The sequence below is a fragment of the Pseudomonas sp. RGB genome, assembly GCF_007713445.1.
Lineage (GTDB): Bacteria > Pseudomonadota > Gammaproteobacteria > Pseudomonadales > Pseudomonadaceae > Aquipseudomonas.
In genome coordinates this window covers 46,266-70,839 of record NZ_VMSH01000017.1, presented here as the reverse complement: position 1 = coordinate 70,839, position 24,574 = coordinate 46,266, and the positions used below count along the sequence as shown (strand labels likewise).

General features: G+C 61.5%; 18 protein-coding genes. 9 read left to right on the top strand and 9 right to left on the bottom strand.

Annotated elements, in window-relative coordinates:
* Positions 1-171 precede the first annotated feature (171 nt).
* Together FPT15_RS25795 and FPT15_RS25790 are read right to left on the bottom strand one after the other, a co-directional pair.
* On the bottom strand, positions 172-1,077 hold the full coding sequence (locus FPT15_RS25795; RefSeq protein WP_106577883.1) for an AraC family transcriptional regulator: 906 nt from the start codon (positions 1,075-1,077) through the stop codon (positions 172-174).
* 72 nt (positions 1,078-1,149) lie between these two features.
* Entirely contained in the window at positions 1,150-2,439 is a 1,290-nt protein-coding gene (locus tag FPT15_RS25790; protein ID WP_145165657.1) for a glycosyltransferase, read from the bottom strand.
* A gap of 171 nt (positions 2,440-2,610) precedes the next feature.
* Here FPT15_RS25790 and tpx point away from each other — a divergent pair, with 171 nt between their 5' ends.
* The 7 genes from tpx (at position 2,611) to FPT15_RS25755 (ending at position 15,450) form a co-directional block, all read left to right on the top strand.
* Positions 2,611-3,111: a thiol peroxidase gene (tpx, locus tag FPT15_RS25785; protein WP_106577885.1), complete on the top strand. Its 501-nt coding sequence runs from the start codon at positions 2,611-2,613 to the stop codon at positions 3,109-3,111.
* 229 nt (positions 3,112-3,340) lie between these two features.
* Positions 3,341-4,645 carry an MdtA/MuxA family multidrug efflux RND transporter periplasmic adaptor subunit gene (locus FPT15_RS25780; RefSeq protein WP_145165656.1) on the top strand — a complete coding sequence of 435 codons (1,305 nt, stop codon included), beginning with the start codon at positions 3,341-3,343 and terminating at the stop codon, positions 4,643-4,645.
* Positions 4,642-7,743: an MdtB/MuxB family multidrug efflux RND transporter permease subunit gene (locus tag FPT15_RS25775; protein WP_145165655.1), complete on the top strand. Its 3,102-nt coding sequence runs from the start codon at positions 4,642-4,644 to the stop codon at positions 7,741-7,743. Before FPT15_RS25780 ends, FPT15_RS25775 begins: the two co-directional genes overlap by 4 nt.
* The gene (locus FPT15_RS25770) at positions 7,740-10,847 is read left to right on the top strand and encodes an efflux RND transporter permease subunit (protein ID WP_145165654.1); all 3,108 of its coding nucleotides are present in this window, start codon (positions 7,740-7,742) and stop codon (positions 10,845-10,847) included. Before FPT15_RS25775 ends, FPT15_RS25770 begins: the two co-directional genes overlap by 4 nt.
* Entirely contained in the window at positions 10,844-12,313 is a 1,470-nt protein-coding gene (locus FPT15_RS25765; RefSeq protein ID WP_145165653.1) for an efflux transporter outer membrane subunit, read from the top strand. Before FPT15_RS25770 ends, FPT15_RS25765 begins: the two co-directional genes overlap by 4 nt.
* Before the next feature lie 239 nt (positions 12,314-12,552).
* Positions 12,553-14,649 carry a bifunctional diguanylate cyclase/phosphodiesterase gene (locus FPT15_RS25760; protein WP_145165652.1) on the top strand — a complete coding sequence of 699 codons (2,097 nt, stop codon included), beginning with the start codon at positions 12,553-12,555 and terminating at the stop codon, positions 14,647-14,649.
* Between the two features lie 54 nt (positions 14,650-14,703).
* Complete coding sequence (locus FPT15_RS25755) at positions 14,704-15,450, top strand: SDR family oxidoreductase (protein WP_106577891.1); 747 nt, start codon at positions 14,704-14,706, stop codon at positions 15,448-15,450.
* Positions 15,451-15,508: 58 nt separating this feature from the next.
* On the opposite strand, the gene FPT15_RS25750 is transcribed toward FPT15_RS25755, so the two are convergent.
* The 5 genes from FPT15_RS25750 to FPT15_RS25730 form a co-directional block, all read right to left on the bottom strand.
* Positions 15,509-16,204 (bottom strand): tetratricopeptide repeat protein, encoded by a 696-nt coding sequence (locus FPT15_RS25750; RefSeq protein WP_145165651.1) that lies wholly within the window; start codon positions 16,202-16,204, stop codon positions 15,509-15,511.
* A gap of 6 nt (positions 16,205-16,210) precedes the next feature.
* Positions 16,211-16,867: a hypothetical protein gene (locus FPT15_RS25745; protein ID WP_256676516.1), complete on the bottom strand. Its 657-nt coding sequence runs from the start codon at positions 16,865-16,867 to the stop codon at positions 16,211-16,213.
* 103 nt (positions 16,868-16,970) lie between these two features.
* Positions 16,971-18,380 (bottom strand): GntR family transcriptional regulator MpaR, encoded by a 1,410-nt coding sequence (mapR, locus tag FPT15_RS25740; protein ID WP_145165649.1) that lies wholly within the window; start codon positions 18,378-18,380, stop codon positions 16,971-16,973.
* A 73-nt stretch (positions 18,381-18,453) separates the two neighbouring features.
* Positions 18,454-19,863 carry a cytochrome c oxidase accessory protein CcoG gene (gene ccoG / locus FPT15_RS25735; protein ID WP_145165648.1) on the bottom strand — a complete coding sequence of 470 codons (1,410 nt, stop codon included), beginning with the start codon at positions 19,861-19,863 and terminating at the stop codon, positions 18,454-18,456.
* A 184-nt stretch (positions 19,864-20,047) separates the two neighbouring features.
* Positions 20,048-20,287, bottom strand: coding sequence for a DUF3203 family protein (locus FPT15_RS25730; RefSeq protein ID WP_145165647.1), 240 nt, complete (start codon positions 20,285-20,287; stop codon positions 20,048-20,050).
* 123 nt (positions 20,288-20,410) lie between these two features.
* Here FPT15_RS25730 and FPT15_RS25725 point away from each other — a divergent pair, with 123 nt between their 5' ends.
* Positions 20,411-20,926 carry an MgtC/SapB family protein gene (locus tag FPT15_RS25725; protein WP_145165646.1) on the top strand — a complete coding sequence of 172 codons (516 nt, stop codon included), beginning with the start codon at positions 20,411-20,413 and terminating at the stop codon, positions 20,924-20,926.
* Here the strand turns inward: FPT15_RS25725 and FPT15_RS25720 are convergent.
* Both FPT15_RS25720 and FPT15_RS29865 read right to left on the bottom strand, forming a co-directional pair.
* Positions 20,915-21,931, bottom strand: coding sequence for a M10 family metallopeptidase C-terminal domain-containing protein (locus FPT15_RS25720; RefSeq protein WP_145165645.1), 1,017 nt, complete (start codon positions 21,929-21,931; stop codon positions 20,915-20,917). The genes FPT15_RS25725 and FPT15_RS25720 overlap by 12 nt on opposite strands.
* Before the next feature lie 233 nt (positions 21,932-22,164).
* Complete coding sequence (locus tag FPT15_RS29865; protein WP_178119749.1) at positions 22,165-22,323, bottom strand: hypothetical protein; 159 nt, start codon at positions 22,321-22,323, stop codon at positions 22,165-22,167.
* Positions 22,324-22,527: 204 nt separating this feature from the next.
* On the opposite strand from FPT15_RS29865, the gene FPT15_RS25715 reads away from it, so the two are divergent.
* Complete coding sequence (locus FPT15_RS25715; protein WP_145165644.1) at positions 22,528-24,516, top strand: alpha-1,4-glucan--maltose-1-phosphate maltosyltransferase; 1,989 nt, start codon at positions 22,528-22,530, stop codon at positions 24,514-24,516.
* The last annotated feature ends 58 nt before the right edge of the window (positions 24,517-24,574 follow it).

Genomic DNA, 24,574 nt, shown 5'->3' with positions numbered 1-24,574 from the left:
TCCATTTCTGCGCCCAGGGGCTACAGAAGGACAGTTATTGTTGTTGTGTCTTCCCACGAACAGTCAGGAAGAGTGTGCGTTGATTACAGCCTTCAAATGGGGTTATGACAAATCCTTGGGCGCACTTGGACTGATACTTTTTTGCACTCATCACTTCGCTTGCTGAACCAGTTAAGCCAGGTTCTGTTCCGTCAGCCGCTGCACCGCCAAGCGCCGGTAGTGGGAGGGCGTCATGCCCTTGAGTTGCTGAAAGCGCCGGTTGAAGTTGGAGATGTTGTTGAAACCCGACTCGAAGCACACGTCGGTCACGGCTTTATCGCCGTCTGCCAGCAATTCGCAGGACTTGCTGATGCGCAACCGATTTACGAACTCGATAAAGGTGCGCCCCGTGGCCTGTTTGAATACGCGAGAAAAATACGTCGGCTTCATCCCCAGGTATTCCGCGACTTCCTCCAGCGATAATTCGCGGGCGTAGTGGGCAAAAATGTAGTCCACCGCGCGGTTGGTGCGGTCGATGCTGTGCTCGTCCGCCAGTTGCGGGGTGGTCACGCCAGACAACAATTGGTAGTGCTCACACGCGCTCAGCACTTCCAGCAGGATAAAGAAATGCCCCAGGCGCGCCATGCCCTGGGCGTCTTCGATGCGCTGCATCAACGTCATGGCCTGGGCGATGGTTTTTTTGCAGCGGAACTCGATACCGTATTGCGCACGTTCCAGCAACGGCGCCAGGCTCTTGAGCTCGGTAAAGATCTGACTGCCGCCCTCAAACAGCTCATCGGTGAAGTTGACCAGCATGTCGCGCTTGGGCACGACCTCGTCTTCCTCCACCTGGCTGATCCAGTTGTGGGGCAGGTTGGGGCCGGTGAGGAACAGGCTTTCCGGGTAAAAATTGCCGATGTAGTCGCCGATAAACACCTTGCCGGAGCTGGCGACAATCAAGTGCAGCTCGTATTCCTTGTGGAAATGCCAGCGCACCAGCGGGCACGGGAAGCCATGTTGGCGATAGATGATGGACAGACCGTTGTGATCGTCCATCAGCTCGTAGGAAGGGTCGGTGATTCGCGTTGCTCGGGTCATGCTGCCGTCGCTTTATTGTGGTTGCTGCCAAGGATAATGCCCCCTTGCGCGCGACCTCGCCAGCCTCGGTGTTTACACGCTGCGGTTTTTGGCCTCGATCCACTGGGACATGTACTGCGTACTTTTATGCGCATGGTGGCGCAGCATGCTGCCGGTGAAGTTGTCCCGGCGATGGGCCGCGAGCTGGAGGCGGCACTGCTCCAGGCATTGCACCAGCGCCGGGCCGTGCAGGGCCTGGTCGTAGCGGCGGGCAAGCAGGCGGCGGCCATCCTCCTGAGCCTGGGTCCACCGTTCGCGGTCCTGGTACAGCGCCACGGCGGCCGCTGCCAGGGCTGGCGCGCTATGTTCGATCGCACCCGGCCACGGTTGCTCATCACCCATGCCTTCGGCGCCGATGGGCGTGGTGACATTCGGCGTGCCGCAGAGCATTGCGTCCATCAGCTTGCCCTTGATCCCGGCGCCGAAGCGCAGCGGTGCCAGGCAGATACGCGCGGAGCCCATGACTTGCAGGGCGTCTTCGGCCCAGTTCATCACATGAAAGCCCTGCGCCGGGTTGTGCAATGCCGTGGCCTTGGGCGGGGTGTAGGAACCGTAGATATGTAACTGTGCTCCTGGCAATTGCTGACGGATCAGCGGCCACAGGCTGCTCTTCATCCACAACACCGCATCCCAGTTGGGCGCATGGCGAAAGTTGCCAATGCTCAGGAAGTGCGCGCGGTCCTCGAACGGTGCGAAGGGTTCGGTCGGCGGTTCCAGCATCAACGGGCACCCGTGGAGCAGGGCGGCGGGCACCTTGAACTGTACGGTGAGCAGGCGGATTTCCACGTCGGAGATCACCAGGCTGATATCACAGCGGTAAATCGCTGCAATCTCGCGCTTGGCCAGGTCGGTGTCGGCCATCCGCCGGAATTCTTCCTTTAATGCAGGATTGAACAGCGCGCTGAAGTCATCGCTCTCGGGGTGGGCCTTGAGGTGGTCCTTGAAACGCTGGTGGCGGGCGTCCCGCAAGCTTTGCAAGTCGGACGTTTCCAGCACGCGCAGGGCGTCGGGGCAGCATTTCTCCACGCGCCAGCCGAATTGCTCTTCCATCATGAAACGGTCGAACACCACAATATCCGGGGCCAATTCGCGAATAAAATCATCGAAACTGCTGTTATTGAGTTCGATGGCGCATTCGGTGATGCCCAACGCCGGCAAGTCGGCCTTGTGTTCGCCCACGGTTGCCGGGCTGCTGAACGTGATGTCCCAGCCCTGGTCCAGGAAGCTCTGCAATATCTGCATCATGTGCCCGCCGGCGGCCGAGGAGCGTGGTTCCGGCCAGACATAACCAATGACCAGGACTTTGGTAGCGGGCTGATTCATCAACAACGAATTCCTTGAAGGGCGGGCGAAAAGCGCGCAATTAAACCATAGCCGTTGTTAATCGGGCGCCCGCGTGACAATTTACGCCCGGCCATAGGTAGCTTCGCCCGTTTGTGGTTAACTTCTGCGTCTCGAATTCGTTTCAATAAACCCAGCATAAGGATTCTCTTCATGGCTCAAGTCACCCATCGTGGTAACCCAATCAAGGTTGAAGGCGAGCTGCCGCAAACCGGTACCCAGGCCCCCGATTTCATCCTGACTGCCGGCGACCTGTCGGACGCAACCCTGGCCACCTTCGCCGGCAAGCGCAAAGTACTGAACATCTTCCCAAGTGTTGACACCCCAACCTGCGCCACTTCGGTACGCAAGTTCAACGCCCAGGCCAACGACCTGAACAACGCCGTGGTGCTGTGCATTTCCAGCGACCTGCCGTTTGCCCAGGCCCGTTTCTGCGGCACTGAAGGCCTGGAAAACGTGAAGAACCTGTCGGATTTCCGCGACCCGGGCTTCGCCGTTGACTACGGTGTGTCGATTGTCGAAGGCGCGCTGCGCGGCCTGACCGCCCGTGCCGTTGTGGTACTGGACGAAAACAACAACGTGCTGCACAGCGAGTTGGTCAGCGAAATCGGCCAAGAGCCGAACTACGAAGCCGCCCTGGCTGTTTTGAAGTAACTGTATCAGCGCATTACTGTCTTTTCGCAGTAACACGCTTGATAGATGATTGCGGCCTGGCCTAGTCCAGGCCGTTTTCATTTAGAGTCAGCGGCTTAGCTAAATAGCCCATAAACTAAGGCCAGAAGTTAAAAGTTGTAATCCAAGGTAAATAGCCGGTAAAGGCGCTTTTCTTAATGCGCCTCAGTGCTTATCTTTCAGCCTCCCAAAGTAGAAGCTCTCGCGCCCAATGGTTGATCACTCCATGCAATCCTCCCCCCGCAACTCCCGCCGCTGGCTGTTCGGCCTGCTCGTGCTGCTGGTTATCGCCGTCCTGTGCTGGAAATTCTGGCCCGGCAGCCATAAGGATGCCGGCGAGAAAAAACCGGCCGGGCATGCCGGCAAGTCGGGGATGATGCGCCCGGGCTTCGGCGGTTCCACCGGCCCGATTCCCGTGCGCGTGGCGCCGGCGGTGCTGGGTGAGTTCCCGGTGTACTACAAGGCATTGGGCACGGTCACCGCGCTCAATACCATTAACGTACGCAGCCGGGTGGGCGGTGAGCTGGTGAAGATTGCCTTTGAAGAAGGGCAGATGGTCAAGGCCGGCGACCTGCTGGCGGAAATCGACCCGCGCAGCTACCAGAATGCCTTGCTGCAGGCCCAGGGCACGCTGTTGCAGAACCAGGCGCAGTTGAAAAACGCCCAGGTTGACGTCCAGCGTTACCGCGACCTGTATGCCCAGGACAGTATCGCCAAGCAGACCCTGGACACCGCCGAAGCGCTGGTCCTGCAATATCAGGGCACGGTCAAGACCAACCAGGGCGCGGTGGACGACGCCAAGCTCAACCTCGAATTCACCAAGATCCGCGCGCCTATCGGTGGCCGTGTGGGCTTGCGTCAGGTCGACGTGGGCAACCTGGTGGCAGCCAACGACACGACCTTCCTGGCGGTGATCACCCAGACGCAGCCGATCAGCGTGGTCTTCACTCTGCCGGAAAACACCCTGGACACCGTCCTCGCCCGTTACCACGCCGGCAACAAGCTGCCGGTGGAAGCCTGGGACCGTGGCGACGCCAAAAAACAGGCCGTGGGTGTGCTGCAAAGCCTGGACAACCAGATCGACGTGACCACCGGTACCCTGAAATTCAAGGGCCGTTTCGATAACAAGGACCAGGCGCTGTTCCCCAACCAGTTCGTCAACGTGCACCTGCTCGCCGACACCTTGCACAACGTGGTGCTGGCGCCGTCTGCCGCGATTCAGTTTGGCAACAACGGCACCTTCGTCTACAAGCTCGACGGCGACAAGAAGGTCAAGGTCCAGCCACTGGTGGTCGGCGATACCGATGGCGACAACACCGTGATCAAGGAAGGCCTGGCGGCCGGCGACCGCGTGGTGATGGAAGGCACCGACCGCTTGAAGGATGGCAGCGAAATCGAAGTGGTCAACGACAGCAGCGAGGTGCCGACCACCCCGACCGAGCACCTGCAAGGCAAGCCTGCGGCAAAAGGGGAGACCGGCGCTAACGCCGGCAAGGCGCAAAAGGTCGGTTCATGAACCTGTCGCGGCTGTTTATCCTTCGCCCGGTTGCCACCACGCTGAGCATGCTGGCCATTGTCCTGGCCGGCATTATTTCCTATCGCTTGCTGCCGGTATCGGCCTTGCCCCAGGTGGATTACCCGACCATCCGGGTGATGACCCTGTACCCCGGCGCCAGCCCCGATGTGATGACCAGCGCGGTCACCGCGCCGCTTGAGCGCCAGTTCGGGCAAATGCCCGGCCTGACCCAAATGGCGTCCACCAGCTCGGGCGGTGCATCGGTGCTGACCTTGCGTTTCAACCTCGACATCAATATGGATGTCGCCGAGCAACAGGTGCAGGCCGCGATCAACGCCGCGACCAACCTGCTGCCCAAGGATTTGCCGGCACCGCCGGTGTACAACAAGGTTAACCCCGCGGACACCCCGGTGCTGACCCTGGCGATTACCTCCAAGACCATGCTGCTGCCCAAGCTCAATGACTTGGTGGATACGCGCATGGCGCAAAAAATTGCCCAGATCAGTGGCGTCGGCATGGTCAGCATCGCCGGCGGCCAACGCCAGGCCGTGCGCATCAAGGTCAACCCCGAGGCCCTGGCCGCCAATGGCTTGAACCTGTCGGACGTGCGCACGCTGATCGCCGCGTCCAACGTCAACCAGCCCAAAGGCAACTTCGACGGCCCGACGCGGGTGTCGATGCTGGACGCCAACGACCAGTTGGTCTCACCCCAGCAATACGCCGAATTGATCCTGGCCTACAACAATGGCGCGCCGCTGCGCCTCAAGGATGTGGCACAGATCGTCGACGGCGCCGAAAACGAGCGCCTTGCCGCCTGGGCCAACGAAAACCAGGCCGTGCTGCTGAATATCCAGCGCCAGCCGGGCGCCAACGTGATTGAGGTCGTCGACCGTATCAAGGCGTTGCTGCCGAGCATCACCGACAACCTGCCGGCCGGCCTGGACGTGACGGTGCTCACCGACCGTACCCAGACCATCCGCGCCTCGGTCACCGATGTGCAACATGAATTGCTGATCGCCATTGCCCTGGTAGTGATGGTGACGTTTCTGTTTTTGCGTCGTGTCAGCGCCACGATCATTCCGTCCATCGCCGTGCCGCTGTCGCTGATCGGCACCTTTGGCGTGATGTACCTGGCGGGCTTCTCCGTCAACAACCTCACGCTGATGGCCCTGACCATCGCCACCGGGTTTGTGGTCGACGATGCCATCGTGATGCTGGAGAACATCTCGCGCTATATCGAGGAAGGCGAGACGCCGCTCAATGCTGCGCTCAAGGGCGCCAAGCAGATCGGCTTCACCCTGATTTCCCTGACCCTGTCGCTGATCGCGGTGTTGATCCCGCTGTTGTTCATGGCTGACGTGGTGGGGCGGCTGTTCCGCGAATTCGCGATCACCCTGGCGGTGGCGATCCTGATTTCCCTGGTGGTCTCGCTGACCTTGACGCCGATGATGTGCGCGCGGCTGCTCAAGCGCGAACCCAAGGAAGAAGAACAGGGCCGTTTCTACAAGGCCAGCGGCGCCTGGATCGACTGGCTGATCGAAGCCTACGGGCGCAAGTTGCAGTGGGTGCTCAGGCACCAGCCGCTGACCCTGCTGGTGGCCATCGCCACCCTGGGCCTGACGGTGGTGCTGTACCTGGTGGTGCCCAAGGGCTTCTTCCCGGTGCAGGACACCGGGGTTATCCAGGGTATTTCCGAAGCGCCGCAGTCGATTTCGTTTGCCGCGATGAGCCAGCGCCAGCAAGAGCTGGCCAAGGTGATCCTGGCTGATCCGGCGGTGGAAAGCCTGTCGTCCTATATCGGTGTGGATGGCGATAACGCCACCCTCAACAGCGGGCGCCTGTTGATCAACCTCAAGGCGCACGGCCAGCGCGACTTGAGTGCGGCCCAGGTGATCACACGGCTGCAGCCGGAAATCGACAAGCTGGTGGGCATTCGCCTGTTCATGCAGCCGGTGCAGGACCTGACGATCGAAGACCGCGTCAGCCGCACCCAGTACCAATTCAGCATGTCGTCACCCGACGCCGACCTGCTCGCGCTGTGGAGCGACAAGCTGGTACACGCCCTCAGCCAGTTGCCGGAACTCACGGATGTGGCCAGCGACCTGCAGGACAAAGGCCTGCAGGTGTTCCTGGTGATCGACCGCGACGCCGCCTCGCGCCTGGGCGTCAGCGTATCGACCATCACTGACGCACTGTACGACGCCTTCGGCCAGCGGCAGATTTCCACCATCTACACGCAGGCCAGCCAGTACCGGGTGGTGTTGCAGGCGCAATCCGGTGAAACCCTCGGCCCGGCGGCGCTCAACCAGATCCATGTGAAAACCACCGACGGCGGCCAGGTGCGCCTGTCGAGCCTGGCCCACGTGGAGCAGCGTCAGGCGCAGTTGGCGATTGCGCACATCGGCCAGTTCCCGGCGGTGATGATGTCGTTCAACCTGGCCCCCGGCGTCGCGCTGGGCAAAGGCGTGGAACTGATCAACCAGACCCAGAAAGACATTGGCATGCCAGTGGGCGTGCAGACCCAGTTTCAGGGCGCGGCGCAGGCCTTCGAAGCGTCGCTGTCGAGCACCTTGCTGCTGATCCTGGCGGCGGTGGTCACCATGTACATCGTGCTGGGCGTGCTCTACGAGAGTTACATTCACCCGATCACCATCCTCTCGACGTTGCCGTCGGCAGCGGTGGGGGCCTTGCTGGCGTTGCTGCTCAGCGGCAATGACCTGGGCATGATCGCGATCATCGGCATCATCCTGCTGATCGGTATCGTGAAAAAGAACGCGATCATGATGATCGACTTCGCGCTCGACGCCGAACGCAACCAGGGCCTGGACCCGCAGACCGCGATCTACCAGGCGGCGCTGCTGCGTTTTCGGCCGATCCTGATGACCACCCTGGCCGCCCTGTTTGGTGCAGTGCCGTTGATGCTGGCCACCGGCTCCGGCGCCGAGTTGCGCCAGCCCCTGGGCCTGGTGATGGTCGGCGGCTTGCTGGTGAGCCAGGTATTGACCTTGTTCACCACGCCGGTGATCTACCTGTACTTCGACCGCCTTGGCCGCCGCTGGCGCAAAGAGCCGCAAAGCCTGGAGCCGGTTGAGTCATGAACCTGTCCGGACCGTTCATTCGCCGGCCGGTAGCGACCATGCTGCTGAGCCTGGCGATCATGTTGCTCGGCGGCGTCAGCTTCAACTTGCTGCCGGTGTCGCCGCTGCCGCAGATCGACTTCCCGGTGATCGTGGTCTCCGCCAGTTTGCCCGGGGCCAGCCCCGAGGTGATGGCGTCCACCGTGGCCACGCCGCTGGAGCGCTCGTTCGGCGCAATTGCCGGCATCACCACCATGAGCAGTTCGTCGAGCCAGGGCTCGACGCGGGTAATCCTCGCCTTTGACTCCGACCGTGATATCAACGGCGCGGCGCGCGAAGTGCAGGCGGCCATCAACGCCTCGCGCAACCTGCTGCCCAGCGGTATGCGCAGCATGCCGACCTACAAGAAGATCAACCCGTCCCAGGCGCCGATCATGGTGCTGTCGCTGACCTCCGACGTGCTGCAAAAGGGCGAGCTGTACGACCTGGCCTCGACCATTCTTTCGCAAAGCCTGTCGCAGGTGCCGGGCGTGGGTGAAGTGCAGATCGGCGGTAGTTCCCTGCCGGCGGTGCGCATCGAGCTGGAACCCAAGGCCCTCGACCAGTACGGCGTGGCCCTGGACGACGTGCGCAACACCATCGCCAACGCCAACCAGCGCCGGCCCAAGGGCTCGCTGGAAGACAGTGAGCGCAACTGGCAGATCCAGGCCAACGACCAACTGGAAAAGGCCAAGGATTACGAGCCGCTGCTGATTCGCTACCAGAACGGCGCGGCCCTGCGCCTGGGCGACGTGGCAAAAATCAGCGACGGCGTGGAAGACCGCTACAACAGCGGCTTTTTCAACAATGATTCGGCGGTGCTGCTGGTGATCAATCGCCAGTCCGGCGCCAACATCATCGAGACCGTCCGGCAGATCAAGGCCCAGTTGCCGGCGTTGCAGGCGGTGTTGCCGTCCAGCGTCAAGCTCAACCTGGCGATGGACCGTTCACCGGTGATCACCGCGACCCTGCATGAAGCCGAGATGACCTTGCTGATTGCCGTGGCCCTGGTAGTGCTGGTGGTGTACCTGTTCCTGGGTAATTTCCGCGCGTCGTTGATCCCGACCCTGGCGGTGCCGGTGTCGTTGGTGGGCACCTTTGCGGTGATGTACCTGTTCGGCTTCTCGCTGAACAACTTCTCGCTGATGGCGCTGATTCTGGCCACGGGCCTGGTGGTGGACGATGCCATCGTGGTGCTGGAGAACATTTCCCGGCACATCGACGATGGCGTGCCGCCGATGAAGGCGGCGTATCTGGGCGCGCAGGAAGTCGGCTTTACCTTGCTTTCGATGAACGTGTCGCTGGTGGCGGTGTTCCTGTCCATCCTGTTTATGGGCGGTATCGTCACCAACCTGTTCCGTGAGTTCTCCATCACCTTGTCGGCGGCGATCATCGTCTCGCTGATCGTGTCGCTGACCTTGACCCCGATGCTCTGCGCGCGTTGGCTCAAACCGCACATCAAAGGGCATATGAGCGGTTTGCAGCGTTGGAGCCACAGGATCAACGAGCGCATGGTGGCGGTGTATGCCACCAGCCTGGACTGGGTACTGCGCCACCGACGCCTGACCCTGCTGAGCCTGTTGCTCACCGTGGGCGTGAACATCGCGCTGTACGTGGTGGTGCCGAAAACCTTCATGCCGCAACAGGACACCGGTCAGTTGATCGGCTTTGTGCGCGGCGACGACGGGCTGTCGTTCAATGTGATGCAGCCGAAGATGGAGACCTTCCGCAAGGCGGTGCTCAAGGACCCGGCAGTGCTCAGCGTGGCCGGCTTTATCGGCGGCAACAACGGCACCAACAACGCGGTGATGCTGGTGCGCCTCAAGCCTATCGCCGAGCGCAAGATCTCGGCCCAGGCGGTGATCGAGCGCATTCGCAAGGAAGTACCGCTGGTGCCGGGCGGGCGCTTGTTCCTGATGGCCGACCAGGACCTGCAGTTTGGCGGCAGTCGCGACCAGACCAGCGCGCAGTATTCCTACATCCTGCAAAGCGGTGACCTGGCCGCGTTGCGCCTGTGGTACCCGAAAGTGGTCGCCGCGTTGCGCGAGCTGCCGGAGCTGACCGCCATCGACGCCCGTGAAGGCCGTGGCGCGGCACAGGTGACGCTGGTGGTCGACCGCGACCAAGCCAAGCGCCTGGGCATCGACATGAGCATGGTCACGGCGGTGTTGAACAACGCCTACAGCCAACGGCAGATTTCCACCATCTATGACAGCCTCAACCAGTACCAGGTGGTGATGGAGGTCAACCCGAAATACGCCCAGGACCCGATCACCCTGAACCAGATGCAGGTGATCACCTCCACCGGCGCGCGGGTGCCGCTATCGACCATTGCCCACTACGAAAACAGCCTGGCCGACGACCGGGTCAGCCATGAAGGCCAGTTCGCCTCGGAAAACATCGCGTTTGATATGTCGCCCGGGGTCACGGTGGAGCAGGGCACGGCCGCCATCGAGCGCGCGATTGCCAAGGTGGGCTTGCCCGAAGACGTGATCGCCAAGATGGCCGGCACCGCCGACGCGTTTGCCGCGACCCAGAAGGGCCAGCCGTTCATGATCCTCGGCGCACTGGTGGCGGTTTACCTGGTGCTGGGCATTCTGTATGAAAGTTACATTCACCCGCTGACCATCCTCTCGACCTTGCCGTCGGCCGGTGTCGGCGCGTTGCTCTCGATCTACCTGCTGGGCGGCGAGTTCAGCCTGATCTCACTGCTGGGCTTGTTCCTGTTGATCGGGGTGGTGAAGAAGAACGCGATCCTGATGATCGACCTGGCCCTGCAACTGGAGCGCCATGACGGCATGAGCCCGGTGGAATCGATCCGCAGCGCGTGCCTGTTGCGCCTGCGCCCGATCCTGATGACCACGCTGGCCGCCATTCTCGGCGCCTTGCCGTTGCTGCTCGGCTCCGGCGACGGCGCGGAAATGCGCCAGCCGCTGGGCCTGACGATTATTGGCGGCCTGGTGTTCAGCCAGATCCTGACCCTTTACACCACCCCGGTGGTTTACCTCTATCTTGACCGCGCGCGCCACCGCTTCAACGCCTGGCGCGGCGTGCGTACCGATGCTGCCTTGGACACTGCGCTATGACCGATTCAACCTTGACCCAATTGGCCATGAGCATGCCCCGTGGTTTGCGCGTTGCCAGCCTGCTGCTGTGCGGCGCGTTGCTCAGCGCCTGCGCCATCGGGCCTGACTACAAACGTCCGGATGTCATCGAGCCGGTGCAATTCAAAGAAGCCCAGGGCTGGAGCCAGGCCACGCCCAGCGACTCGCTGGCGCGAGGCGCCTGGTGGGAGCTGTACGGCGACCGCCAACTGAATGACCTGGTGACGCGCCTGAACAACGCCAACCAGACCGTGGCCCAGGCCGAAGCGCGTTTCCGTCAGGCCCAGGCCCAGGTGCGCAGCGCGCGCGGTGCGTTCTTTCCAACGGTGGACCTGAGTGCCGGAAAAACCCGCGCCAGCCAGGGCACCGGCAGCAGTAACGCCAGCCTGAGCAGTTCCAGCAGCGGTATCCGCGACACCCTCAACGCGCAACTGGGCGTGAGTTGGGAAGCGGATGTGTGGGGCAAATTGCGCCGCGGCCTGGAAGCCAATGAAGCCACGGCCGAGGCCAGCTCGGCAGACCTGGCGGCGATGCGCTTGAGCCAGCAATCGGAGCTGGTGCAAGACTACTTGCAACTGCGTGTCATGGATGAACAGACGCGGTTGTTGCAGGCCACGCTGGACACTTATCAGCGTTCGCTGCAAATGACCGAGAACCAATACCGCGCCGGTGTGTCCGGCAAGGACGCGATCGCTCAGGCGCAAACTCAGCTCAAGACCACCCAGGCCAGCCTGATCGACTTGATCTGGCAGCGGGCCCAGTTGGAAAACGCCATTGCGGTATTGATCGGCGAGGCACCGGCCAACTTCAACCTGGCGGTGAGCAAAGATATTCCAGCCTTGCCGCAGATTCCCGTGAGCCTGCCGTCGCAACTGTTGGAGCGCCGTCCGGACATTGCTTCGGCTGAGCGCGCGGTGATCGCTGCGAACGCAAATATCGGTGTGGCCAAGGCGGCTTATTATCCGGATTTGACCTTGAGTCTGGCCGGGGGCTATTCCAGCAGCACCTACGCCGACTGGATCAGCTTGCCGAACCGCTTCTGGTCGGTGGGGCCGAAGTTGGCGATGACGTTGTTCGACGGTGGGCAGCGTTCGGCGGAGGTTGATCGCAGCGTGGCCTCGTATGACGAGACGGTCGCCAAGTATCGCCAGACGGTGCTGGATGGTTTTCGCGAGGTTGAAAACTACATGGTGCAGTTGAAGGTGCTGGAGGATGAGGCGGTTGTCAGCAATGAAGCGCTGGAAGCTGCGCGCGAATCGCTGCGGTTGACGCAGAATCAGTACAAGGCCGGGTTGATTGCGTATCTGGATGTCGTCACGGTGCAGGCCACGGCCCTTAGCAATGAGCGGACCGTGCTGACGTTGTTGCAGACGCGGTTGGTGGCGAGTGTGCAATTGATCGCGGCGCTGGGCGGTGGGTGGGATGGGCAGGTGGCGTTCAAGGAGTGATTGAGCCGCTGTCCGTTGCTGCCCTCTAGAGCTGGGAGGGGGCAAGCCCCTCCCGAAGTCGCCGATCCAGACGCCACTTCAAGCCCCGACCACCGCAACGTTAAGCCAGTAGATTGACGTCAAAGCGCCACTAATTGCCCCATGGTAATTAATCAACGCGCCCATAATTATTCTCGCTACAATCGCCCGCTTTGCCACTTGGCACGGGCGCTCCAGGCCCGTCAGTTCTGAGACATTCCATGCTGATCGGTAGCTATTCCCCCTCCTTGGTCGTGATTTCCTTGTTCGTCGCGATCCTGGCGTCCTACACCGCGCTGGACCTCGCCGGCCGTCTCGCGACCGCCAGGGGCCGCGCCGTGTATGTGTGGATGACGGGCGGCGCATTGGCGATGGGCGTAGGCGTGTGGTCCATGCACTTTATCGGCATGTTGGCCTTGCGCCTGCCGTTTGCCCTCGGGTTTGACCTGGGCGTCACCGCGCTGTCCCTGCTGATCGCCGTGTTGTCCAGCGGCTTTGCCTTATGGTTGGTCAGCCAGCCACGCCTGCCGGCGTGGCAACTGGCATTCGGTGCGCTGATCATGGGCGCGGGCATCAGCAGCATGCACTACACCGGCATGGCCGCGATGCGCATGACGCCAGGCATCGACTACGACCCGACTCTGTTCGGCGCTTCATTGTTGATCGCGGTCATCGCGTCCGGCGCTGCGCTGTGGATCGCTTTCAACCTGCGTCGCAACACGCCTTACGTACGCCTGGCACGCGGCGGCGCAGCCGTGGTGATGGGCATCGCAATCGTGGGCATGCACTACACCGGCATGGCCGCCGCGCGCTTTGATGACAACAGCTTCTGCGGCGCCGCCCTGACGGGCCTGAGCGGCAAGGGCCTGGACAACCTGGTGCTGGTGACCACGCTGGCCGTGTTGATCATCGCGCTGCTGACTTCGTTGCTTGACGCTCGCCTTGAAGCGCGCACTGCCGTACTCGCCGATTCCCTGACCCTGGCCAACCAGGAACTGACGCACCTGGCCCTGCACGACATGCTCACCGGCCTGCCCAATCGCACCTTGCTCGCCGACCGTATTCAGCAAGCCATTCAGGCGGTGAAGGAGCAGGGCGGTTGCTTTGCCCTGATGTTTATCGACCTGGACGGGTTCAAACCGGTCAACGATGCGTTTGGTCATCACATGGGTGACCAGTTGTTGCGCGAGGTGGGCCTGCGTTTGCGCGAGGACCTGCGCAGCCATGACACTTTGGCCCGTATCGGCGGTGATGAGTTTGTGTTGCTGGTGCAATTGACGCAGCCGGACGACGCCGTGGGCCTCGCCGAACGTCAGGTCGGGCTGATCAACCGTGCCTTCAAGGTTGCCGAGCATGAACTGAAAATCTCCGCCAGCATCGGTATCGCGCTGTTTCCGGGCAACGGCAATAACCCGCAAGAGCTGTTGATGAACGCCGACGCTGCCATGTACCACGCCAAGGGCATGGGCAAGAACGGTTACAGCTTCTTTGATGCGTCGATGAACACCAACGCACGCAAGCAGTTGCAGTTATTGCAGGACCTGCGCAACGCCCTCGAGCACGAGCAATTTCGTTTGTATTACCAGCCCAAGATCGATGCGTTGAGCGGCATCCCGGTCGGCGCCGAAGCCTTGCTGCGCTGGGAGCATCCGCAGCAGGGTCTGTTGTTGCCTGCGACGTTTATCGACCTGGCGGAAAAGACCGGGTTGATTATTCCTATCGGCGAGTGGGTGTTGAACGAAGCCTGTCGTCAGATGCGGCTGTGGTATGCGCTGGGCTATGAAGACTGGCGCATTGCGGTGAACCTGTCGGCCTTGCAGTTTTGCCATGCCGGGCTGGTTAAGAGTGTGGCCGCAGCCCTCGACCGTCACCAGTTGCCGGCTAATAGCCTGACCCTGGAAATCACCGAAACCACCGCCATGAGTGACGCCGACGCGAGCATGACGGTGCTGCAGCAGTTGTCGGACATGGGCGTCGACCTGTCCATCGATGACTTCGGCACCGGCTATTCGAGCCTGATGTACCTCAAGCGCCTGCCCGCCAATGAGCTGAAGATCGATCGCGGTTTTGTCCGCGACCTGGAACACGACAGCGACGATGCTGCCATCGTTTCCGCTATCGTCGCCCTCGGTCAGGCCCTGGGGCTGCGGATTGTCGCCGAAGGCGTGGAAACTGATGTGCAGCAGAGTTTCCTCACCCGCCTGGGGTGCAACTCGCTGCAAGGCTATCTGTTGGGGCATCCCTTGCCGGCTGACGGTTTCATGGCCGACATCCAGCGTGCCGAAGAGGCGGGAGCGCCTGACAAAAGCCGTGCGTGACGAGTATTCTTGGCCCCAACCCTAACCATCAGGTTGAGTCAGGAGACCGCACGCATGGACAAAGTCGTCATCATCACTGGGGGCAGCCGTGGCATCGGCGCCGAGACGGCATTACTGGCCGCTCGCGAGGGCTACCGCATCTGCATCAACTATCAGTCCGACGAAAACGCCGCCCACAGCGTGCTCGAACAGGTTCGCGCCCTCGGCGCCCAGGCGATTGCAGTGCGTGCGGATGTCAGCATCGAAGATGAAGTGGTTGCGCTGTTCAGTCGCGTGGATGCCGAGCTGGGCCGCGTCACCGCGCTGGTGAACAACGCCGGCACCGTGGGGCATAAGTCGCGGGTCGACGAGATGTCCGAATTCCGCATCCTCAAGATCATGAAGACCAACGTGCTCGGGCCGATCCTGTGCGCCAAGCATGCGGTGCTGCGCATGTCGCCAAGGCATGGCGGGCAGGGTGGCAGTATCGTCAACGTGTCGTCAGTGGCGGCGCGCCTGGGTTCGCCGGGTGAATACGTCGACTATGCCGCCTCCAAGGGAGCACTGGACACCTTCACGCTGGGGCTGTCGAAAGAAGTTGCCGGTGAAGGGATTCGCGTCAACGCCGTGCGGCCTGGCTATATCTTTACCGACTTCCACGCCCTGAGTGGCGACCCGGACCGGGTCAGCAAACTGGAGTCCGGCATTCCAATGGCCCGTGGCGGGCGCCCGGACGAAGTGGCCGAGGCGATTATCTGGTTGCTGTCGGACAAGGCCTCGTACACCACCGGGACCTTCCTGGACCTGGGCGGCGGTCGCTGATCACCGCTGTTGACCGGCTGTTGAGTGAGGCACCCACGGGGGCGCCTCACTGCGACGCTCAGGGCAGCTTGATCTGATACGCCGCCAACTGCGCCTTGTGTTGCGCCTCCACCGTGCTTGGGTCGACGCGTTTGGCGAACTGGGTCAAGTCGCGTCGAGCGTTTTCCTTATCGCCCAGCCGGTCATAGGCCAGCGCTCGCTGGTAGTAGGCCCACGCGTAGTCAGGCTGTTTGATCAGTCCGGCGCTGTAGGCTTCGGCGGCTTCGCGGTACTGGCCGAGATCGTAGAGCGCCAGGCCCAAATGATAGAACGTCGGCATGTTGAACCCGGCGCCTTTGCCATTCTCGCCCAGGCCGGCATCCAGATTGGACTGCACCAGTTCGAGGGCTTTTTGCGGGTTGCCATTGAGGCGGTACAGGTAGCTCAGTTCCAGGGTCGCGCGCGGTTCGGGGTGCGGGTTGGTGGCGATGGATTTTTCGCGCGCGCTGATGGCTTGCGGATACTGCTTGAGGTTTGTGTAGGCCACTGACTGCAGCAGGTACACGGTGCTCTTGATTTTGGGCGGCAGGGTGTTCTTCGTCAGGCACAGGTCTGACTCTTGAATCACCTGCTGATTTTGCTCGGCTCTCATGGCCTTGCTGGTGTTGACGCAATGTTGCAGGTTGAGTTCGGCGGGGGTTGGCTGGTGCGCGCAACCGGTGACGACTGCGGCAACGGCCAGCAGGGCGAAACCACGAATAGAGGCGTTAGGCATGCTTGGTCAGTCCAGCAGATTGGCGTTGAGGTCGGGGCGATAGACTTGCAGCAGGGCAGGCGTGACGGTGCCTTGCAAGGAGCAGAAGATCTTCGTACGGCCCTCGGTCGGCCCTTTTTCCAGGCTCAGCGTACGTTCTACAAAGCCGAAGGGCGTGGCCACGCCCGGCCCCGCCAAGCCTTCGGTGCGCCATTGGCCGATCGGGTCGCCCACCCGGCGAATATCGGCGCGGCTGACGTTGCCGCGTTCTGCTACCAGGCGTGCGTGGTCGGCGATCAAGGGCTTGAGGCGCTCGGCCACATCGCTCACCGAACCTTCGGCGACGAATCCCCAGAACAGCAAATTGCCGACATTGGGCAGCGACATGGCTTCATTGTGATACCCCACAAGGCGCACGCCGTTGACCACCAGCGGTTGCTCAAAGGCCTGGTAGCGACCGCCTTCCTGCAGTGGGTTCATGACCACTGGAGCGCTGACGTTGCCCTGTTTGGCCACGCGCAGGGTGCCGGCGGGCAGGGAGGCGGTGTTGAGGGTTTCGAAAAAGCGTGCGTCACAGCGGGAGAAATCGCTGAACAGCTGATCGGGGGTGGCGGCAGTGGTTTGGCCCTGGGCCTGGCTGGCAAGCGCCAGCAAGCAAAGGGCGGATAACAGTGGGCGAAGCATCGGCGTCATCCATGAGCGTTGAGGGGCGGCGAGTGTAACAAGGCCCAAACGTCTTCGCTAACAGGATGAGCGTTGCCCGGTGGTCAGGCTCCGGCGAGCCTGTTCAAAACGAGCGCACGATCCGCCCCAGCGTTTCCATCGCTTTCTCCGACGCCTCGGTCCACGGGCTGCCGTAATTCAAGCGAATGCAATTTCTGAAGCGCTGGGTCGCCGAGAAAATCGGTCCCGGCGCAATGCTGATGCCTTGGGCCAGGGCCATCTGGAACAGCTTCAGCGAATCGGTTTGCTCCGGCAGTTCGAGCCACAAAAAATACCCGCCAGCCGGCTGGCTGACCCGTGTCTGGGCCGGGAAATAGCGGGCGATGGCCGCCAGCATCGCGCTTTGCTGTTCTTCCAGGGCATAGCGCAACTTGCGCAAATGGCGGTCATAGCCACCGTGCTGCAGGTAGTCGGCAATCGCCGCCTGCGCCGGCATTGAAGGGCACAATGAGGTCATCAGCTTCAAGCGCTCGACCTTCTGCGCATAGCGCCCGGCGGCCACCCAGCCAACGCGATAACCCGGGGCCAGGCTTTTGGCGAAGGAACCGCAATGCATCACCAGGCCTTCGGTGTCGAAGGCTTTGGCCGGTTTGGGCGCGTGCTGCCCGTAATACAACTCGGCGTACACGTCGTCTTCAATCAGTGGCACCTGGTGACTGCGCAGCAGTTCCACCAACGCCTGCTTTTTGGCTTCCGGCAGGGTTGCGCCCATCGGGTTCTGGAAGCTGGTCATGGTCCAGCAGGCCTTGATCGGGTAGCGCTCGAGGCTTTGCGCCAAGGCGTTGAGGTCAATGCCGTCGCGTGGGTGTACCGGAATTTCCACGGCCTTGAGCTTCAGACGTTCCAGCACTTGCAGGCAGGCATAAAACGCCGGCGCTTCGATGGCGACCAGGTCGCCCGGCTCGGTCACGGCCTGCAGGCACAGGTTCAGGGCCTCGAGCGCGCCGTTGGTGATCAGCAGCTCCTCCATCGGCAGCATCAGGCCACCGACCATGTAACGCAGGGCAATTTGCCTGCGCAGCTGCGGGTTGCCCGGTGACATGTCGGTCACGACCAGGCGTGGGTCCATTTCGCGGCTGGCACTGGCCAGGGAACGTGCCAGGCGTGGCAAAGGGAACAGCATCGGGCTGGGAAAGGCCGAGCCGAAGGGCACGGTGTTGGGGTCTTTGATGGAGTCCAGTACCGAAAAAACCAGTTCACTCACATCGACTTCGGTGGATTCGTGCACATGCTCACTCACCACCGGCTCGGAAAACGGGCTCGGTGCGTGGGTGTTGACGAAGTAACCGGAACGCGGCCGCGCGCGAATCAGCCCACGGCGTTCGAGCAGGTAATACGCCTGGAACACCGTGGACGGGCTGACGCCGTAGGTCTGGCTCGCATAGCGCACCGACGGCACGCGCTGGCCGGGCCCGAGCACGCCGGAGCGGATCAGTTCTGCGATGTCATCGGCGAATTTTTCGTAGCGTTTCATGAAGGCCTTAAAAACAGTTTTCTCATTATGAACACAGGGCAAACAGTGGCTGCGGGCCTGTGTCGGTTAGGCCTCAGCGGTTCATCGGCGCTACAAAGCGGCTGTCGGCCGCACTGTAGATCCAGGGCTCATCCACGTCCGTCACCTTGAACCGCAGGGTCTGTGAACTGCTCGCCGGCTTGTCGGCCAACAACGCCACCGACACCGGCACATCGCTGATTTCCCCCGGCGCCAGGCTGAGCTCGGTCTTGCCTTGCAGCACGAAACCCTCGGCGTCCACCAACGCCAGGCGATAGTGCTGGCGCTGCTGGGTTTTGTTGATGACCTTGAGGCTGTAAATGTTTTCGATCAAGCCCTGGCTGTTTTCGCGGAACATACCGCGATCCTTGGTGACGTCGAGCGATACCATCGGCCGTCCTACCAGGGCCACCACCAGTGCGGCGATCATCACCAGCAGCACGGCACTGTAGCCGATCAGTCGCGGCCGGAGCAGGTGGGTTTTGCCGCCCTGCAGTTGGTGCTCGGAGGTATAGCTCACCAGCCCGCGGGCATAGCCCATTTTGTCCATGATCGAATCGCAGGCGTCGATGCAGGCCGCGCAGCCGATGCACTCCATCTGCAAGCCGTCGCGAATATCAATGCCGGTGGGGCACACCTGCACGCACAGTTGGCAGTCGATGCAGTCACCCAGGCCGACGTCGGCGGGCGTCACGTCTCGTTTGCGCGGGCCGCGGTGTTCTCCACGCGCCGCATCGTAAGAAATGGTCAGCGTGTCCTTGTCGAACATCACGCTCTGGAAGCGCGCATAGGGGCACATGTGCATGCACACCGCCTCACGCAGCCAGCCGGCATTGATGTACGTGGCCGCGGTGAAAAACAGCACCCAGAACAGGCTGACGCCGCCCATTTGCCAGGTCAGCAGCTCCAAGGCCAGGGGCCGGATGGGCGTGAAGTAGCCGACAAACGTCAGCCCGGTCAACACGCTGATGCCCAGCCACAGCGTATGTTTGGCCGAGCGCCGCGCCAGCTTGTTCAGGCTCCACGGCGCCGCGTGCAGCTTGATACGCTGGTTGCGTTCGCCTTCGGTGACCTTTTCACACCACATGAACAGCCAGGTAAACGAGCTTTGCGGGCAGGTGTAGCCGCACCACACCCGGCCTGCGAACACGGTGATGGCAAACAGGCCGAAGGCGCAGATGATCAGCAGCGCCGACAACAGGATGAAGTCCTGGGGCCAGAAGGTTGCGCCGAAGATGTGGAATTTGCTCTCGGCCAGGTCCCACAGCACGGCTTGGCGCCCACCCCAGTTCAGCCATACGGTGCCGAAAAAAGCCAGGAACAGCACCGCGGCGCCGGCTACGCGCAAAGTACGAAACAGGCCGGTGAAGCTGCGGGTATGGATCAGGGTGTCGCTGGATTTGGCCTTCACCTTCTTTGGGTGTATGGGCTCAAAGGTTTCCACGGTTGGGATTTTTTCGCTCATGGTCGTTCGCTCATCAGCCTCCATCAGGCGGATGAACTATGGACGCCGCTCTGTGTGCATAACAGACTCAGCTAGGGCGATAAAAAGCGGATCAGATGGGGGGCTTCAGCAAGACTTCCGCCAGTTGCTGCACTCCGTGGTGCCAGGAGTGCAGCGCTAATCAGCGCACATTGATACAGATCAATCAAATCACCGAATCACTGTCGGTCGCCTTTAAGTGTTTGCGTCCATCCACGGCACCGGCGACGGTCAGGGCATCGGCTTCGGCCTCGGTGATGTAGACCCTGTCGTTATCCAGCGTCACAAAAGACATGGCCTTGAGGCTGTCGGTGCTGACCATTACCTCGGATGCAGGCAGGCTGCGCTCCTGGCCGTTTTCATCGACCTTGAAGTAGCACGTCTGGTTATCGATACGTACAGGCATGGTGATCTCCTTTTCCATTGGCGGGTGATCATTAGGGGTCACCCGGTTGCCCGGCGTTCCAGGCAACTGACTGGCGGTCGCCGTTGTCCATGCTTAACCCATAATCACAAAGGACCGCTTTCCATGGATGCCTGGTGGAGCGAAGTGTGGCAAACCCTGCAAGCCGAATTTGCCGACATCGGCGATGCGAAACAACTCACCCAGATCACTGTGCGCTTGCTGATCGCCGCGCTCCTGGGCGGCATTCTCGGGTTCGAACGGGAACAGAAGGGCAAGGCGGCGGGTGTACGCACCCACATGCTGGTGGCGTTGGGCGCCGCGCTGTTTGTATTGGTGCCGCAGACGTCCGGCAGCCAGGCGGATGCGATGAGCCGGGTGCTGCAAGGCGTGATTGCCGGCATCGGATTTCTCGGCGCCGGCACCATTCTCAAAGGCAATGAAGATGAGCAGGGCCAGCACGTCAAAGGCCTGACCACCGCTGCCGGCCTGTGGATGACGGCGGCAATCGGGGTTGCCGCCGGCATGGGCCGCGAATCGACAGCGGTGCTCAGTACCTTGCTGGCCTTGGCGGTATTCAGCGTGATGCCCCGGATCGTCAGGGCGTTCGATAATGATGATGACCGCCGATCAGGTGAGTAGATCGTCTTCTTTGACCTGGCCAAATATCTTCGCAACCAGCGCAGGCTCCCCTTGGTTGCCGGAAATCACCAGCACGCTGGCATTGTGTGCACGCGAGTATTTCAGCTGCATCTCACCACTGGCGCCGGATAACTGGTTGACCCAGTGCAGCGGTTTATTCAGTTGCCGGCGAATGCCGGTGACATCCAGCTTGTCTCGGTCGGTGACGAAGTTTCTGATTTCACACGGGTGGTCGAGCGTGGACTCCAGCGTGTGAGTGAAACTGTAGGTTTTGGGGTGGTTTTTACAGTCGGACTCGTAGTGATCCCGTCGCTGCCAATCCTCAAGATGCGCATATTGCAACGGCTCGGTCACCTTCCGGACCTGAGTGGCAATGTCGCAGAGGTGTTTACCCTTGGCCTCCAGGCTGCGCATGGAGTCCTGAATGCTGGTCAGGGGCGCGTGCTCCTGGCGGGCGAACGCGCGAACCATATCAAAGCGACTGCCCGGCGAGGCTTTCATCAAACTGGCTTTCAACGCGAACAGCGCCGCCTCCACGTAATTGCGATAGGCGCCGACCTGCTCGGTTTCGATGGGGCTCAAGACCGCGTCGATCGAATCTTTGTTGAGTTGGGTTTCGATCCTGGCAAGGATCTTGAAGCAGGACGTTGCGTTGGGGCCGCTCAACAGGCACTTGAGGTTGTCTGGGGTCAACAGCCGGTCGATGGTGTTGAAGTTGGCTGCTGACTCTCTGGACTCTGGGTCGCGCATCAGGCGCTCAACGGTTTTGCGGTCCAACTGGTCGCAGAGCTGCTTGAGCTGTTTTTCCAGGGCAGCCTGGTCGGCGGCTGGGGGTGGGGCTCCATCTGCACGCATCGGCTCGCGGGTGGTGCTTGGTGCCGACCGGAGCAACGCGTCCAGCGCTTGAGCAGACACGCTTACGGGTGAGGGTGAAATGGGGCGGGCGTGAAGATGGCCTGGGGTGACTTCGGCGCGGGCGCGCGACGGCTGATGGATGGTCGACATGATAGATCCTCAAAAACAAATCGGACGAGCGCTGGGGTCAGGGGCTTGGATATGGAATCAGCGCAAAATCAGTATGAGAACGACCACGTCAGTTGGGGTTAGGGCTTTGCCTTTTAAGTGAGTGGGAATTTTCTGCGTCAACGCCCGCTCGCGAGTCACGGTTCAGCGGCCAGTGCTGCGCCGGCAGTACCAGGCTGACCCGGCGAGCGGATGCTGAATCTGCAACATCTGCGTCACAGAATGACCGGTGGCTCGCTCGTTGGCGGTTCCTGCACCGGCGGTGGGTCGTTTTCAGGGGGTTCCTGTTCGGGAATCGGCTTCGGCTCAGCGGGCGGTAACGTTGGGTCGTCGATGTTCGGATCAGGTGTTTCAGCCGGAATCGGGATATTCATCGGTGTGGCCTCCTTTGTGCTTTGCTCTACCGGTGGACATCCGCCTGGGGGAATTGATTCCCCGCCCAATGGCGACATATCCACCTGAACTTTTCACCTGACGCCAGGCTCGGACCTATTACGGCCTTGCTCAGGGAGAGCGTTGCCCTATCAGAATTCGGATCAAGCAAAGAGCGTCCACAGGGCGTAAGGGGAAGATGCTCGATGACTGCTGAAACACTGGCTCCAGACGATTCCATTTTGCCGCTATCCCAGGCGTTGTTATTGCCCAGGATCGCCATCGAAAGTACCGCGCCTGTCATCGACGGCGGCGAATTTGCCGTGAAAGCCGTGGTCGGCCAGCGCATCAATGTCACCAGCAAGGTCTTTGCTGATGGCCATGACAAGCTTGCCGTACTGATCCGCTGGCGCCCGTTGCAGGACGAAAGCTGGCACAGCGTGGTGATGGCCGACGTCGGTAACAATGGCTGGGAAGGCGCGTTCACCGTGACGCAGCAAGGCCCCCACGAATATTGCATTGAAGCCTGGATCGATACCTTTGCCAGCTTCTGTTATGAGCTGCGCAAGAAACACGAGGCCGGCGTACCGGTCAGCCTTGAACTGCAGGAAGGTCGCAGCCTGGTGTTGCAGGCCGCCGAGCGCAGTGACAACGAGCTGCGCGATCGCCTGATGCTGCTGCACCACGAACTGTCGGGCTTGCTGGAAACCGAGCAGGTCGCGCAGTTTCTGCACGAAGACAGTGCACACCTGATGACCCAGGCCGACCATCGTGCCTACTTGAGCGTCAGCCCGGTTTACCCGGTTGATGTGGAGCGGACGGCGGCGCAGTTTGCCAGCTGGTACGAGTTGTTTCCGCGCTCGATCACCGACGATCCTGCGCGCCACGGCACGTTTAACGACGTGCACTCGCGCTTGTCGATGATCCATGACATGGGCTTTGACGTGCTGTACTTCCCGCCGATCCATCCGATCGGGCGCAGCCATCGCAAAGGCAAGAACAACTCCCTGACCGCCGGCCCCGATGATCCCGGCAGCCCGTACGCGATTGGCAGCGAGGAGGGCGGCCATGAAGCCATCCACCCGCAACTGGGCAGCCGCGATGACTTCCGCCGGTTGGTCAAGGCCGCCGCGGACCACGGCCTGGAAATCGCTCTGGATTTTGCCATTCAGTGCTCCCAGGACCACCCGTGGCTCAAGCAGCACCCGGGCTGGTTCAACTGGCGCCCGGACGGCACGATCAAATACGCCGAGAACCCGCCGAAGAAATACCAGGACATCGTCAACGTCGACTTCTATGCCGCCGATGCGATCCCGAGCCTGTGGACTGAGCTGCGCGACGTCGTGCTGGGCTGGGTGGAAGAGGGCGTGAAGACCTTTCGGGTCGACAACCCTCACACCAAACCGCTGCCCTTCTGGCAATGGCTGATCAGCGACGTGCGCGGCAAGCACCCGGACGTGATCTTCCTCGCCGAAGCATTCACCACGCCTGCAATGATGGCGCGCCTGGGCAAGGTCGGTTATTCGCAGAGTTACACCTACTTTACCTGGCGCAATACCAAGGCCGAGTTGAGCGAGTACTTTGCACAGTTGAACGAATCGCCCTGGCGCGAGTGCTACCGACCGAATTTCTTCGTCAACACGCCGGACATCAACCCCGGCTTCCTGCACGAATCCGGGCGACCGGGCTTCTTGATCCGCGCCGCACTGGCCACCATGGGCTCGGGCCTGTGGGGCATGTATTCAGGGTTTGAGTTGTGCGAAGCCGCGCCGGTGCCGGGCAAGGAGGAGTATCTGGATTCGGAGAAGTACGAGATCCGTCCGCGTGATTTCACCGCGCCCGGCAACATCATTGCCGAGATCGCGCAGCTCAATCGTATCCGCCGGCAGAACCCCGCGTTGCAGACGCACTTGGGGTTGAAGCTCTACAACGCCTGGAACGACAACATCCTGTACTTCGGCAAACGCAGTGAAGACGGCAGCAATTTCATTCTCGTCGCGGTGAACCTTGACCCGTTCAATGCCCAGGAAGCGCATTTCGAGTTGCCACTGTGGGAACTGGGCTTGCCGGATGATGCCCAGACCCAAGGCGAAGACTTGATGAACGGGCATCGCTGGACCTGGTACGGCAAGACTCAGTGGATGCGGCTGGAGCCGCACATGCCGTTTGGAATTTGGAGAATCACCACCTCCTGAAACCAGCCAGTCACCTGCGGGCGCCGGTACACGGCGCCTGCAGGGAGCGCGCTCCACC